Genomic DNA, 14,550 nt, shown 5'->3' with positions numbered 1-14,550 from the left:
TATCGGGCGCTAGAAAATAATAATGGCACTTTCACGGCCTCAGGGAGTTACACAAAACATTCCCTCAGAACTCCCAGGAAGTTTCAAGTAAAAACTCCTCCCCCATTAGGCCCACAAATAATGAACACCTGTCGCCAATTTAGATGCCTTGATATGGGTAAACACAATGAATCCCGTAAAGAAATGGGGCGGAATACCTTAAGGTATTCCGCCCCATAAAAACGGGAAAGAAACTATTTACTTGTTTTCTTTACCCTTAGCAGCGTAGTAAGCATCCTGGATATCCTGGTGAATACGTCCACGGCTAGAAACGTTATGACCGTTCTCCTGCGCCCACTTGCGAATCTCAGCAATTTCGGGATTGCGCTTGGGGGTGGTACGTGAACCAGCCGGACGGCCAGCGGTGCGCTGAGCACCATTTGCACGGCGGGCCTTAGCGGCGAACGGACGGATGGCATCGCGCAGGCGGGCAGCGTTAGCGCTGGAAAGGTCAATTTCGAACTGACCACCGTCGAGACCGAAACGTACGGTTTCGTCTGCGGGGCCACCGTCGAGATCGTCTTCAAGAATAATCTTGACCTTCTGAGCCATTGTTTTCTCCTTTTGATGAGGTGATGAAGGGAATATACACTCCGCTACTTCGGGTACCTAAGTAAAGACTAATAAATCTTTGGTTGGGCTGTGGGGTGTGTAACGAAGTTAGCCACCCTCGATGACTAATAATAAATAATACATATCATTGCACCAAATAGGAAATAAAGCCCAGATTCTTATCTCGGGTTTCCCTCAAAAAAATTATTATGAATCTTCGGAGCCAAAAGGATTCCTAGCCCCATCAGAGCTTTTTACTGACTGATACCACTGCTCAGCATCCTTTTGAATATCACGCTGCGCGGCTCTTTCTGTTCGGTCAGCTCGGCTCATCCACCGCAAAATAAAATAAAGCGCTACCCCAGCACAGGTGGAGGGCACTAGCCCAATAAGAAAATCCACTGTTCTAACCTTTCGCTCTCTTTAAGCCCCGGTAATCTACCCTAGAACTCTACCCTAGAACCCAAGAGTAAAGCCCGCCCAGCCTTTGCTGAGCGGGCCAAAAATCAGAGGCTACTTTTCATTTATTCAGCTTCGGGTTTCATCAAAGGGAAGAGAATAGTTTCACGAATACCAACACCGGTAAAGAGCATAATCAAACGATCAATGCCCAAGCCTAGGCCACCCATGGGAGGGGCACCGTACTCCAGGGCACGCAGGAAGTCCTCATCAAGCTGCATGGCTTCGTCATCTCCGCCAGCGGCCAGCTTAGACTGCTCAGTGAGCCGTTCACGCTGAATCACGGGGTCAATGAGCTCAGAGAAGGCCGTGCCACGCTCCATGCCACCGATAATGAGATCCCACGCTTCAATCAGGTTGCTCTCAGAGCGATGCTGACGGGCCAGAGGCTGTGCGCTGGGCGGGTAGTCATAGACAAAGGTGGGGTTCAGCAGGGTGGGTTCAACAATCTCACCGAAGAGCTCCACGACTAACTTCTCGGCATCCCACTTAGGATCAACCGCAACGGAGTGCTTCTCCGCGATTGCGCGCAGTTCCTCAGCGCTCGTTGCAGGAGTAATCTCAACCCCCACTGCCTCGGACAGACCGGGGTAGACACCCAGCCACTTCCACTCAGCGGTCAGGTCAATGGTTCCAGCTTCAGTCTCAATCTGGTGCACACCCACAGCATCAGCGCAGGCCATAATAATTTCCTGCATACGCTTGGCCATAACGAACTGGTCAGCATAAGCCTCATAGCATTCCAGGGTGGTGAACTCAGGGCTGTGAGTGGAGTCCACGCCCTCGTTACGGAATACACGGCCAATCTCGTAGACACGTTCTAGGCCACCGACTTCGGCGCGCTTGAGGAAGAGTTCGGTAGCAATACGCAGGGTCATGGGCTGATCAAAAGCATTCAGATGAGTCTCAAAGGGACGCGCTGCCGCACCACCGTGAATCAGCTGCAGGATCGGAGTTTCCAGCTCAATATAGCCGTGGTTATTCAGCACGTTACGGACAGTCTGAGTAATCTTGGCGCGCTTAATGACCAGCTCGCGGGCCTCATCACGCACCATCAAATCCAGGTAGCGCTGGCGGACACGAGTCTCTTCGTTGAGGTCAGAATGCAGGTTGGGCATGGGGCGCAAAGCCTTAGAAGCCATCTGCCAACTGTCGGCCATGACCGAAAGCTCACCACGGCGAGATGAAATAACTTCACCCTGAACAAACACATGGTCACCCAGGTCAACCAGAGCCTTCCAATCAGCCAGGGCTTCTTCACCCACACCAGCCAGCGAAATCATGGCCTGAATACGAGTGCCGTTACCCTGCTGTAGGGAAGCAAAGCACAGCTTGCCGGTATTACGCACGAACACTACGCGCCCAGCGATACCGACAATATCGCCGGTCGTCTGGTCAGCTTCAAGAGTTCCATCGTACTTTTCACGAATCTCGGTAATGGTGTGGGTAACGGGAACACCTACTGGGTAGGCTTCACGGCCACTTTCCAGCAGCTTCGCGCGCTTTTCGAGACGGATCTGCATCTGCTCCGAGGCGGCGTTCTCTACGGCCTTGGTCTCTGCGGGGGTCTTGCCCTGTTCAGTCAATGATGTACCTGTTCTGAGGTTGATGATAAAAGATTCTTAGTTGATTTCCATGTTATCGATGAGGCGAGTATTGCCTACGTAGGCAGCTACGAGCGCTAGGACACGTCCGCTCTCATCAAGGGGGGCCTCAAAGGTGTCAGTATCGACTACTTCGAGGTAGTCCAGGCGGACACCGTCGGTCTTATCAATCGTTTGGCGGGCCCGCTCAACCTGCTCCGGAGAGAAAGCCCCGGTGATGTACTGCTCACGCAGGGTAGCCAGAGTGCGGGAGAGCACCAGAGCAGATTCGCGTTCTTCGGCGCTCAGGTACTGATTTCGGGAGGATAGCGCCAAACCGTCATCGGCACGAACAATCGGCACAGGCTTAATAACAACCTCGTGGTTGAAATCTTTGACCATGCGCTGAATCAGAGCCAGCTGCTGGGCGTCCTTCTGCCCAAAGTAGGCGTTGAGGGTAGCCTGCCCCACCATGGGCTTAAGGATATTGAAGAACTTATTGACAACAGTCAAGGCACCGTCGAAGTGCCCGGGGCGGGTTTTCCCCTCAAAGAGGGTGCCCAGCTTGCCCGACGAGACGGTAATTTTCGGATTGCCGCCGGGGTAGATATCTTCTACCTGAGGAGCGAAAATTACGTCAACCCCTGCCTGAGCGGCTAGCTCAGCATCTGCTTGAAGGGTCCTAGGGTAATGCTCAAAATCTTCACCGGGACCGAACTGAAGGGGGTTCACAAAAATCGAGAGAACAACAAGATCGTTCTGTTCACGGGCACGACGAATCAGGGTGGCGTGCCCCTCATGGAGGGCCCCCATGGTGGCTACGTAGCCAACGCTGAGTTTCTTCTTAGACTTTGCGGCTCCATTTTTCTCAACCTGTGCTGTTGCCGTGGTCATAGAAAGAAGCATTTCACGGGCGAGATCGGAGATAGTGTGTGCGATGGGGATTTGGCTCGTCACGGTGGCGAGGTTTCCTTTCGGTTTTTTGCGCTCTCCCAGTTTACCCGGCAAGTGCGCTCAAGACACTATGGTACTGCTCTTGAGTTAGTGCCCCGCGAGTGTATGCTCTCTGGGCAGTCGCCTTGGCTAGGGCAAGGTAGGCAGTAGGAATATCTTCTGCGCCTTCTTCCAGGGCATAGTTTGCCAAAGTCTGGGCATGTGCCGCAACGGTATGAGCGTCACCCCGAACTACTGGGCCAGTCAGGGCGTTCTCCCCCGAGGCAAGAGCGTTATCCAGGGAGGCCCTCAGGAGCGGCTCAATGTAGCGGGCGGGATTTTCAATACCTATAGAACTCAGAATTTGGAGTGCCTGGCCGGTGACTGTTACCAGGTGATTAGCGCCGTGGGCTAAGGCCGCGTGGTAGAGCGGCCGGTCCCCCTCAGCAATGATGACGGGTTCCCCACCCATCTCAACGGCGAGCGCCTGGGCAATGGGAAGGAAGGGGGCTGGGCCAGTCACCCCGAAGCTGGTGGAGTTCAGCCGCGCCAGGTCAAGGGAAAGCCCGGTAAAGGTCATGGCCGGGTGAATGGCAAGACCGATAGCGCCCTGGGCTGTTGCCGGGGCCAGGACGTTTGTACCGTGGCGGCCCGAGGTGTGAATCAGGATTTGGCCGCTACGCCAACCGTCTGTCTGGGCTATTCCTGTGACAAGGCCGGGGAGGGCATCATCGGGAACTGCTAGCAGGATGACTTCGCTCTGCTCGATAATTTCGGGGACGGTCAGCACGGGAACCCCGGGAAGCAGGGCATCGGCCCGGGTGCGGGAGGCTTCAGAAACCGCGTGAAGGCCGGCGATGGTGTGGCCGGCTGACCGCAGTGCCGCGCCCAGTACCGCACCGACTTTGCCGGCGCTGATAAGACCGATCTTGAGGCGGGCCGGTCTAATGGGGCTGTTCATGGTCTTTCTTTCTGCCGATGACACTGACCTGCCCAGTCTACCTGCCGAAGTCTAGTGTGCGGGGTGGCCCTTGCGGTAGTGCTCGTAGAGGCGAGAACCCAGAATACCTAGCGGGATAAGAACAGCCCAAGGCTTACCAATCCCTAAAAGCAGACTTACCGAGAGAATCTCCAGCATCACACGGAAAAGTGCAGAGGCCGGTTCAATAGGGATAACCAGCCCCTCGGGCAGGGTTATGACCAGGTCGTAGTTATAGGTCAAGGGTGGGTTGTGTTCACCGAGTGCGGTAGCTAGGCCAAAGATAAAACCGGTCAGGGCAGAAAGTAGCGGCAGCTGGAAGACCAGAGCCATCACCAGAACATAGCAGGAAGCCGCAAGGGTGGCTCCTCCGGCAAAGCCCAGGACGGTAGAAAAGTAGGGCGCTGAGAGCCAGCCGCGCAGGGGAAGGTTGGCCGCCCACTCGCGGGTCAGCCAGCGGTAGAGGCTTGCCACCATCCAGGCCCCAACTGCAATCACCACACTGGCACCAGCCTGCCCCAGGGCAACTCCACCCAGGATAGCGAAGGGAATGGTGAGAACAAGGATGAGGAAGAAAGGGCCGGTGCTATCAGCTAGAGCAGCCAAAGACAGCAGGAGTGGGCGAGCCGAGAGCACCCGCCTTCTGAACCGTACACTCTGGGAGCCGTAGTAGCGGTAGCCGTCTGCCCCGCCCAGGTTGCGGAGCCCCTGAAAGAGGATAGCACTACGCCCGTAAGCGCTGGTGAGGGCGTACCAGGTCAGGTTCGTTCTGGTACCGGCAAGACCATAGGCCAGCGCGCCCAGAAAGCCGCTACCCAAGATTCCCGCCGCGCAGAGCTGGGCCGTACTTGTGGGGTCGTAGCCGGGCAGTAAATCACAGGTGGTCGCAAGGACCAGTCCCAGACCGGTTACTAAAGCTAGAACGCCCCAGCCTGCCAGTAGCCGCCAGTGCCCGCTGGCCTGAACACCGATTGCTCCGTGAACCAGCACAGCACCATACAGGCAGGCAGCAGTTAGCACTGCACAGAGCTGCGGGGGTGTTAGGGGCGTAAAAATGATGGCAAATGATGTCACTACCAGCGCCCATAGCCCCAGGGCACCCCACATGGCAGGTTGTTTCCAGGGGTTCTTGCTGGCAGGGATAAGACCGGAATAGCGCCAGAAAAGCTGGGAGGGTGAGTAAGCTACCGGGCCCAGTAAGCCCAGAACGGTCACGAAGGCGGCCACCACTATAAGCAGGGCACCCAGGAAAAAGCCGGGAGCCTGAGCGTCATCGAGCGTGAAGTAGAGGTAGTGGCCCCTGAGCTGTTTGAGGGCGTACGAGATTGAGCCCACCAGCGCTAGCATCACCAGCAGGTAAAAGCTTAGGTTATAGAGATCAACAAACCTGTCGGTGATTTTAGTTTTCATGGGACTCATCTAAGAGCAGGGGGAAGGTGAGCTTACGGGTTCCGGGGAGCATATTAAGGCTGGGTTCGTGGGTAGCTAGGCAGACAGCCCGGCCTTGGGCGGTTTGTTCCTGTGCCCAGGCGGCCACCCACTCAATACCCCGCCTATCAAGGCGTTTTTCTGGCTCGTCCAGGAAGTAATAGCGGGCTGGACGCACCAGCAAGGAGGCCAGTTTAGAACGCTGTTCCTGGCCAGAGCTTAGGGTGAAGGCCTCCCTGTCGTAGGCTTGGGGTACACCTAGCTCTTCGAGGGCATCACGCGCGCTCAGCAGTTGTGCAGGGTCAAACCCCAGCTCCTGGGCAAGAGCAGGCCCCTGGGAGGCAATCATCTCAAGGTGCTGGCCCACCGTCACTCCGGGTAGCCAACCCACAGAATCATTGATACCAAAAACCTGCAGGCGAAACTCTGGAGAAGCTGAAGTAATAGGCTGTCCATCCAGGACCACATGCCCCTCAGTCAATTCTTCCTGCTGAAGCAGGCAACTCATAAAGGTCGATTTACCCGAACCGTTGGGGCCGACCAGAGTGGAGTAGGTACCCGGCTCAAAGGTCACGGATATCTCCGAAAAAATGAAGTTATCGCGGTATGACTTGGCCGCCCGATCCATAAGTAAGGATTGTTCGCTCATGAATATACACTCTACATGCGCTCAAGCACAGCAAGCTGGGATTGACGAACCAGCAAGGATCGCGCGACCTCTGCATCAAGGTGAGATACGCGTGTCCCTAAGGCACTCCCCGCCACCGACACCTCTAGGTGGGCAAGACCTAGACGCCTTTGCCAGGGCCCCTGCCGCAAAGCAACCCCCTGGATTTTCCTATGAGGCACCATGCCAAACCGCCGATGCCACCGACCCGAACGAACCAGCAAGAACTCAGGAGTCTGCAAGAAACCGTTATACCGGTAAGTAAACCAGTCAAAAACACGAGCCGAAGCAGGAGAAACCGTAAAACCAGCACGGCCCTCAAGAGCGCCCAAGCCTTCACGCAGATGCCCAATGGATACTCCACCCTGGCTCAAAGCAGGCAGAATGAGCTGGACAATAGCAAGAACATCGTCAAAGGTGCCCACCGGCAAAAGCTCACCGGTAGCCTGTTCATCCAATTCGCTTTTACCCGCCAGCGTCACCCTAACCCGATACCAGCCGAAAAACCGCCAGAGGAAAGGTTGCTCCACCTGCAGGCGCTGGACCCTACCGGCCGGCAGGGTCTGCGTGGTGGTGTCCCACAGGCCATAACGGGTCTTCAAGCCGCTAGAACTCGTAGACAGCGAAAAGTTAAAGCCGGTATTCAACCGCTTCAAAGCTCCCGCGAAAACGCCCAGAATCACAGCAAGATTAGACGTGATGATAGTGCCGATACCCCAGTCAGCTGACACCATAAATGCGCTTAGGCCTATGCCAATAAGCAGACCCAGCCCCCAACCAAAGTTAAAAACCAGGGAACCAATCAGGCGGCCCAGAGGCACTTTAACAATAAGGCGCTCATCCTCACCTGTAAGACCCATAAAATTCTCGGTCAGGTGCTGGACTAAAGGCTCAGAAAGGTGCTTCTCCCCCTGCGCAGGGAGAGTAGCGGCTTCACCGGCTACAGTCTGGGCAGGAGCTTTGAGGGAGCCAACCTGAGCTAAGAGCTCATCGCGAAGCTGACGGGCACGGCGGTAGCTCAGATACTCAACCTTGAGAGCAGAGGAATCACCATCGGCCACATCAAACTTAAGCTCTGCCAGCCCCAGCAGACGGGCCGCAAAGGGACGGTTGACGTCAATAGACTGCACCCTATCCAACCGTGCTTTTCGTTCGGTGCGGAAAATTGCCCCGCTCTTGAGATAGAGGTTCTGCCCATCCACCGCAAAACGGTAGAAGAACCACTGGCTCATCATGGGGATAAAGAAAATTAGAAAGAGAGCCAGCAGGGCCGCAAGATACCAGTAGGTGCCAAATACAGCGGTCCAGGCAAAAAGCGCTGTGTCCGGGGGCCCACTCTTAAGGCGGGCGCTGGGGTCAGCATCAAATTCCCCCGACAGCAGGCTTTCCACCGCATGACGCCCAATGGTAAAGAAGAAGATAAAGATAAGCAGCCAGGCCTTCACCAGAGGGGATAGCGGGTGAGCACGCTGCCAGACCAGCTTCACGGGTTCAGGCTCGCACTGTTGCTCTGTATGCTCTGTATGCTCAGTATGCTCTGTGCGCGACTCTGCCATTAGAGACCAACCATCTTGGCATCGGACAGGTCGGTCAGGACCTCGCGTAGGTTCTCCGCAATCCTACGGTCTAGCCCGGGGACGGTGGTGCTGTTGGCCGCAGTCCGCACCTCTACATTTGCTAGGTTCAGGGCGTTGAGGATAGGGCCGGAAGTCACATCAATATACTGGATGCGCCCATAGGGTATAGCGGTCACCGAACGGAACATCAGGCCCCGCCGCACCAGCAGGTGGTCCTGACGTTCGCTGTAACCAAGCGCCAGCACCTGCCCTTTAACCAGAAGAGTGAGCCAGATGTTCAGGGCAAGAACCAAAGCAGGAAGCAGGTAAGACAGCCAGAGAGGCCAGTCCCACCAGCCCAGAAACCGGGTAAAAACTAACGGTAAGAAAGCAGCTCCTGTCAGCCCAAGAGACCATATCAGGCGGGCTATCAGACGCACCCGAACATAACGGGTAGAAACACCTTTCCAGGAGACCTCCGGCAAGGTACCAACACCCCGGCCAGCGCCGTCCAGATCCAAGGGAGGCAAGGTCGGGCTGAAGAGCTTTTGCTCTGCCCGGTTAGGGGAAGGCTGAGTCCACGAGATATCGTCCATGCTTATACCACCCTTTTCTGCCTCGGTTGCATCAGAGTCAAACCTGCGGAAGGGGCCATAAACCGACCCCATTCCCCCTACAGTCTACGTTTTATCGCTAGTGCGGCCCAGGGGACCTGGCTGTGGGGCAGCCTCTGTTAGTCCGCCTCCGGGTTCGTCGTCGTTCGGCGGAATCTTGCACCAGTTCTCAACAAGGATTCCGCACACCAAGAGAATGAGCCCACCGGCTAGGGCACACAGAGTATCGACCAGGGGTGACCAGGTGGCACGAGCCCCGGTTAAACCCAACTGATAGACCAAAATCGCTACCTGCCAGCCCATCATGAGCGCCCCGGTCAGAGCCATAGCCTGAGCGAAAACAGCGACCCGAGCCGCAAAGAGCGGGGTCATGTTAGTTGCCTGATTACGGGTTTCGACCCGGCTGTATTGAGCAACCTGGCGGCCCCAGTACAGGGCCACCGTGCCTACAATGAGGCAAACCAGCACAATAAGGGCGGGTAGGGATAGCTCACGGCCCCCCATCTTGATGCTCAAGAGGTTAAAAACCGAACCTGTCAAAACCCCTAGGGCGAAGGTGAGGGCAAGTGCCCGGCTCCTCAGCCTCATAGGCACACCACCGGTGCAGGATGGAATTCGCGGATCCCCCCAATATCCTCAGCGCGGTCAGCTAGATCCCGTACAGGTTCTCCCAGCAGAAGCGCATCAGGATCCATACGAGCCCAGGGTTCTAGGACAAAAGCCCTCTCAGCAGCCCGCGGGTGAGGCAAGGTCAGCTCAGGATCATCCATCTGAATAGAGGCAATATCAATAATGTCTATGTCAAGAGTGCGAGGCCCCCAGCGGACATCGCGCACACGGTGATGCTTCTGCTCAATCTGCTGAGCGTACTCCAAAAGTTGGAAGGGTCTGAGTGAGGTTTCAACCTCAACAACCATATTTGCGTAGTCATCTTGGTCTGCTGGCCCACCCACAGGCGCTGTAATAGCTATAGGTGAAATTTTAGTAACGGTAATTTTTTCGTGGGAGCAGATATCGGCAATAGCCCGCACCAGAGTTTCTTCACTGTCCCCCAGGTTTGACCCCAGGGCAAGGATAGCTTTAACGGGCATTATTCTCCCTAAAAATCGTGACCGAAACATCGGCGAAGGTCACTTCGATGGGAGCCTTCGGTTTATGTACGGTCAGTTCAACAGCGAGCAGAGGGAACTGTTCTAGGATTGTTCGGGCCAGCTGTTCGGCTAGTGTCTCAATCAAGTCGAGCGACTCACCGGTGATGACAGCTCTAATCGTCTCCGCTACTTCTGCGTAGTTAACGGTGTGGGCAACATCGTCGGTAGCTGCTGCCCGGGTGAAATCGGTGAACATGGTGACATCAACGAAGAAGGGCTGCCCCGTCTGTTTCTCTGACTCAAGTACCCCGTGATAGCCCACTCCACCGACGCCGGTGAGGGTGATACGGTCGGCGCGCGAATAGTCCCGAACAGTTGCACGCGAAGAGCTCTGATCTTGCATGGGTACCTTTCACCGAAAATAGCCGCCGACTCAGAAAAGCGCCGGCGCTTTTGTCTGCAATTATGCACCCTGCGGGGAGGGCACCGGAGGACGGGCTTGATCTGCACAAGGTAGGCCTAGAGGCGCTAGATGCCCCATTTTTCAAGGGCTATAAACCTAACCGCACCCAGCGCGCAGGCCACCCTAAAGCGCTTAAAGTCACATATACATTTTTATATATGACGACTCTATGTCAGGCCTTATTCTGTGCTTTCAGCTACCTCGTGTTGCCTCTAACCAGGCGGTTCGTACGGCCAGCGCATCGGCTGTTGCCTGCACATCATGAACACGTACAGCCCAGGCACCAGCATCGGCAGCCAAGAGGGAAAGAGCGGCAGAAGCGATGTCCCGTTCGGTAGCCGACCGTTCGGTCACTTTTTCTAGGTCTAGCCCGTTTGTGGCAGCATCGAGTTCCTGCAGAAGGCGGGCGATAAAGCGTTTGCGAGAACCAGCAACCAGTACCCTGTGCCCCTGCTCGGCCAGTTGCTCAGTGGCCGCTAGAACCTGCCAGTTCTGATCCCCCTGCTTGGCAAAACCAGGGCCGGGGTCAAGAATGATGTTCTCTGGTGCTACTCCCCCGGCTAGTAGACGCTCACGCAGCACGAAGAGCTCCCCCAGCACTTCCTCAACCACATTGGTGTAGGTGGCTTGGGTATCCATGTTCTGGGAGGTGCCGCGCGCATGCATCAGAATGTAGGGCACACCCAATTCGGCTACGGTGGACACCATATCCTCACGCAGGCTCATGCCCGCAACATCGTTGATGATATGCGCACCGGCTTCAACGGCAGCTCGTGCGGTCTCGGGGTTGAGGGTGTCCACGGATATGACAATGCCCTCGGCAACCAGGGCTTCGACCACAGGTAGGACGCGGCGCTGTTCCTCGGCCAGAGGTACACGAATAGCGCCGGGGCGGGTCGATTCACCGCCAATATCGATGATGTCTGCCCCCTGGGCTACCAGTTTGCGGGCGTGGCCAACAGCGGCGGCGGGGTCGTCGTAAAGCCCCCCGTCCGAGAAAGAATCGGGGGTTACGTTAAGAATCCCCATAATCAGGGTGCGGTCAGTGGGCAGGTTCTCAAAGGAGCCGTGGGCGTGGGGAAGAGTCATGGTTTCAGCGTAACACTGTGCGCCCGGTCTAAAAGCAGAAAGAAAGGCACCGGCTCTATCACCGGTGCCTGGTTCAATGCTACTTGGGCTAAGTTACGAGGGCTTGCTATAGCCGCTAACTGGCTCGGGGCTGGCGTTTAAGGGTGTGGGGGGTGGTGCCGTCTCAAGCTCAATACCGTTCCCGCCAACTGGCTCGGGGCTGGCGTTTAAGGGTGTTGGCAGGAACGGTATTGAGCTCTATAAAAGCCTACGAAGCGTTCATTAAACTCATCGCCTCAGCACGAGTGGCAGGGTCACGTAGAGCACCGCGCACCGCACTTGTCACGGTCTTAGCGCCAGGCTTGCGCACCCCACGCATGGACATGCACATGTGCTCAGCCTGCATAACTACGATAGCCCCGGCGGGGTTCAGGTGTTCAACCAGTGCCTCAATGACCTGAGTTGTCAGCCGCTCCTGTACCTGCGGGCGCTTGGCGTACAGATCGACCAGGCGGGCCAGCTTAGACAGGCCGGTAACTTTACCGTCGCCACCGGGAATATAGCCGATGTGGGCGGTCCCGTAGAAAGGAACCAGGTGGTGCTCGCAGGTGGAGTAGAAAGGAATGTCCTTGACCAGGACCAGCTCGGAATGGTCGATATCGAAAGTGGTGCTCAGGAGCTGACCGGCATCCTGGTGCAGGCCGGAGAACATTTCCTCGTAGGCCCTAGCCACGCGTGCCGGGGTTTCAAGCAGGCCATCACGCTCAGGATCCTCACCGATGGCAAGGAGGATTTCACGGACGGCAGCTTCAATACGCGGTTGGTCTACTGCCATGAGCGATTGCCACCCAAGGGGTCGATATCTGGGTTGCCGTCGGGGCCAGCGGCACCGGGGTGCGGGTTGCCGGGTCCCATAGGGTCAACTACGGGCTGCTGAACGATACCCTGCTGGTCTGCGGGCTCAGCAGTTTCGCCCTGCTCAGGGGTGTTCTCTGCCTTAGCCTGCTCGGCGGCTTCACGTTCGCTCGGGGCCAGGACCGGGGGGAGAGTTGAGATTTCGCGGTTCTCCTTGGACAGCCACTGGGCGCGCTCGGGGCGCTTGCGGACATCCTTGAAGATTTCGGCGATTTCGTTCTCTAGCAGGGTTTCGCGCTCGAGTAGGGCGTAAGCCAGGGTATCCAGCACGTCACGGTTCTCCATGAGGATTTCGTGGGCCTCATCGTGAGCCATAGAGAGCAGGTCGTGAACCTCCTGGTCAACGGTAAAGGCCAGCTGGTCGGAGTGCTGGTTGCCGCCACCGGAGCCACCACCCAGGAAGGGGTCGGATTCCTTGGCGACCAGGCGCACGGAGCCTACCTTGGTGCTCATACCGTATTCGGTGACCATCTTGCGGGCGGTATCAGTGGCCTTCTGAATGTCGTTGGAGGCGCCGGTGGAGGGGTCGTGGAAGACAATTTCTTCGGCTGCACGGCCACCCATAGCGTAGGCCATCTGATCCAGTAGCTCGTTGCGAGTGGTGGAGTACTTGTCGTCCTGGGGCATGACCATGGTGTAGCCCAGGGCACGGCCACGGGGAAGAATCGTAATCTTGGTGACCGGGGCTGAGTTACGTAGGGCCGCCGCGACCAGGGCGTGGCCGCCTTCGTGGTAGGCGGTGACCTTGCGTTCGTGCTCCTTCATGATGCGTGAGGATCGCTGGGGGCCAGCCATGACACGGTCAATGGCCTCGTCGATGGCGCGCTCGTCAATGACGTTCCCGCCGTCGCGGGCGGTAAGCAGGGCGGCTTCGTTCATGACGTTTGCCAGGTCTGCACCGGTGAAGCCGGGTGTGCGCTTAGCGACGGAGGCCAGCTCTACGCGGCGGTCGATAGGCTTACCTGCGGCGTGCACTTCCAGGATTCGCTGGCGACCCTTAAGGTCGGGGGCGTCAACCCCTACCTGGCGGTCGAAACGGCCAGGGCGCAACAGGGCGGGGTCAAGAACGTCGGGGCGGTTGGTTGCCGCAATAACGATGATGTTGGAGCTACCGTCGAAACCGTCCATCTCAACTAGGAGCTGGTTGAGGGTCTGCTCACGCTCGTCGTTACCGCCACCCATGCCGATGCCGCGCTGGCGGCCTACAGCGTCGATTTCGTCCACAAAGATAATGGCGGCCTTGTTGGTCTTGGCTTCCTTGAAAAGGTCCCGCACACGCGAGGCACCCACACCCACGAACATTTCAACGAAGTCGGAGCCGGAGATGGAGTAGAAGGGCACACCGGCTTCGCCCGCAACTGCTTTAGCGAGCAGGGTCTTACCGGTACCGGGAGGGCCGTAGAGCAGAACGCCCTTGGGGATTTTTGCACCCAGGCGGGTAAACTTCTCGGGTTCGGCCAGGAATTCGCGGACCTCTTCGAGTTCGGCCAGGGCCTCGTCCACGCCTGCGACATCGGCGAAGCGGACGGTGGGGTTATCTTTGTTGAACTTCTTAGCGCGCGACTTGGAGAAGTTCATAATCTGTGAGCTGCCGCCGCCCATACGGGACATGATGAGCCAGAAAAGGCCCACCATGATGACAAAGGGCAGAATCATGTAGAGTGTGGAGGTAAACCAGTTAGTCTGCACCGGCTGGTCGGTGTAGGACTCAAGTGAGGCATCATCCATAGCTGTAATGACATCTGCGGCTCGGGGGGCAACATAGTAGAAGCTCACCGACTTACCCTGATTATCACCAGCAGCATTGACGTAGTCATCTTTGAGTTCCAGGTCAACGCGCTGGTCGCCGTCATAAATTTTGGCGCTGACTACCTTGTGGTCATTCAGCAGGCCAATACCAACGTTGGTGTCAACGCGCGATGATGCTGCCATGGAATTGGCAAACAGCATAGGAACAGCGATCAGCAAAGCCATGAGAACCCAGAACCAGGGCCCAGAAATGAGCTTGCCGAAGAACCCCTTTTGCTTGGGGTCAGGGGTGTTATCCGTTTTCTGCACAGCCGCGCCTTCCACACATGATGGTGCGGGGGTTGCTTGAATCCCCCCGCAACTTTGGTTGCTCTGCACCCCGGTTTTTGGGTGCAGTGAGCCTCAGACCTATCTAATGTACCTAAACTTACCGGCTGCTTGCTCCCTAGTTCTG

14 protein-coding genes are annotated in these 14,550 nt (G+C 56.8%); all 14 read right to left on the bottom strand.

The window, feature by feature from the left end; all coding sequences use genetic code 11:
* Window positions 1-237: 237 nt before the first annotated feature.
* Window positions 238-591 carry a histone-like nucleoid-structuring protein Lsr2 gene (locus ACN08V_RS00730; protein WP_419099022.1) on the bottom strand — a complete coding sequence of 118 codons (354 nt, stop codon included), beginning with the start codon at window positions 589-591 and terminating at the stop codon, window positions 238-240.
* 524 nt (window positions 592-1,115) lie between these two features.
* Window positions 1,116-2,573, bottom strand: coding sequence for a lysine--tRNA ligase (gene lysS / locus ACN08V_RS00725; RefSeq protein WP_419104217.1), 1,458 nt, complete (start codon window positions 2,571-2,573; stop codon window positions 1,116-1,118).
* Between the two features lie 99 nt (window positions 2,574-2,672).
* Entirely contained in the window at window positions 2,673-3,539 is an 867-nt protein-coding gene (panC, locus tag ACN08V_RS00720) for a pantoate--beta-alanine ligase (RefSeq protein WP_419099441.1), read from the bottom strand.
* Between the two features lie 91 nt (window positions 3,540-3,630).
* On the bottom strand, window positions 3,631-4,527 hold the full coding sequence (locus tag ACN08V_RS00715) for a Rossmann-like and DUF2520 domain-containing protein (RefSeq protein WP_419099021.1): 897 nt from the start codon (window positions 4,525-4,527) through the stop codon (window positions 3,631-3,633).
* A gap of 51 nt (window positions 4,528-4,578) precedes the next feature.
* On the bottom strand, window positions 4,579-5,955 hold the full coding sequence (locus ACN08V_RS00710) for a hypothetical protein (protein ID WP_419104167.1): 1,377 nt from the start codon (window positions 5,953-5,955) through the stop codon (window positions 4,579-4,581).
* The gene (locus tag ACN08V_RS00705; protein WP_419104166.1) at window positions 5,945-6,622 is read right to left on the bottom strand and encodes an ABC transporter ATP-binding protein; all 678 of its coding nucleotides are present in this window, start codon (window positions 6,620-6,622) and stop codon (window positions 5,945-5,947) included. The genes ACN08V_RS00710 and ACN08V_RS00705 overlap by 11 nt, the downstream gene beginning before the upstream one ends.
* A gap of 11 nt (window positions 6,623-6,633) precedes the next feature.
* Window positions 6,634-8,196, bottom strand: coding sequence for a PH domain-containing protein (locus tag ACN08V_RS00700; protein WP_419104165.1), 1,563 nt, complete (start codon window positions 8,194-8,196; stop codon window positions 6,634-6,636).
* A complete protein-coding gene (locus ACN08V_RS00695) occupies window positions 8,196-8,864 on the bottom strand; it encodes a PH domain-containing protein (RefSeq protein ID WP_419104164.1) in 669 nt (222 codons plus the stop codon). Before ACN08V_RS00695 ends, ACN08V_RS00700 begins: the two co-directional genes overlap by 1 nt.
* Before the next feature lie 12 nt (window positions 8,865-8,876).
* A complete protein-coding gene (locus ACN08V_RS00690; protein WP_419104163.1) occupies window positions 8,877-9,350 on the bottom strand; it encodes a DUF3180 domain-containing protein in 474 nt (157 codons plus the stop codon).
* A gap of 44 nt (window positions 9,351-9,394) precedes the next feature.
* A complete protein-coding gene (folK, locus tag ACN08V_RS00685) occupies window positions 9,395-9,901 on the bottom strand; it encodes a 2-amino-4-hydroxy-6-hydroxymethyldihydropteridine diphosphokinase (RefSeq protein WP_419099015.1) in 507 nt (168 codons plus the stop codon).
* Window positions 9,891-10,304, bottom strand: a complete 414-nt coding sequence (gene folB, locus ACN08V_RS00680) for a dihydroneopterin aldolase (protein ID WP_419099014.1) — start codon at window positions 10,302-10,304, stop codon at window positions 9,891-9,893. Before folB ends, folK begins: the two co-directional genes overlap by 11 nt.
* A gap of 252 nt (window positions 10,305-10,556) precedes the next feature.
* Complete coding sequence (gene folP / locus ACN08V_RS00675; protein WP_419104162.1) at window positions 10,557-11,453, bottom strand: dihydropteroate synthase; 897 nt, start codon at window positions 11,451-11,453, stop codon at window positions 10,557-10,559.
* Window positions 11,454-11,700: 247 nt separating this feature from the next.
* A complete protein-coding gene (gene folE / locus ACN08V_RS00670; protein WP_419099012.1) occupies window positions 11,701-12,267 on the bottom strand; it encodes a GTP cyclohydrolase I FolE in 567 nt (188 codons plus the stop codon).
* Complete coding sequence (gene ftsH / locus ACN08V_RS00665; protein ID WP_419104161.1) at window positions 12,258-14,405, bottom strand: ATP-dependent zinc metalloprotease FtsH; 2,148 nt, start codon at window positions 14,403-14,405, stop codon at window positions 12,258-12,260. Before ftsH ends, folE begins: the two co-directional genes overlap by 10 nt.
* Window positions 14,406-14,550 lie beyond the last annotated feature (145 nt).

The sequence above is a fragment of the Rothia sp. P5766 genome, from assembly GCF_048513555.1.
Lineage (GTDB): Bacteria > Actinomycetota > Actinomycetes > Actinomycetales > Micrococcaceae > Rothia.
Note: the sequence above shows the minus strand (reverse complement) of the source record. Positions and strands in the feature narration are given on the sequence as shown.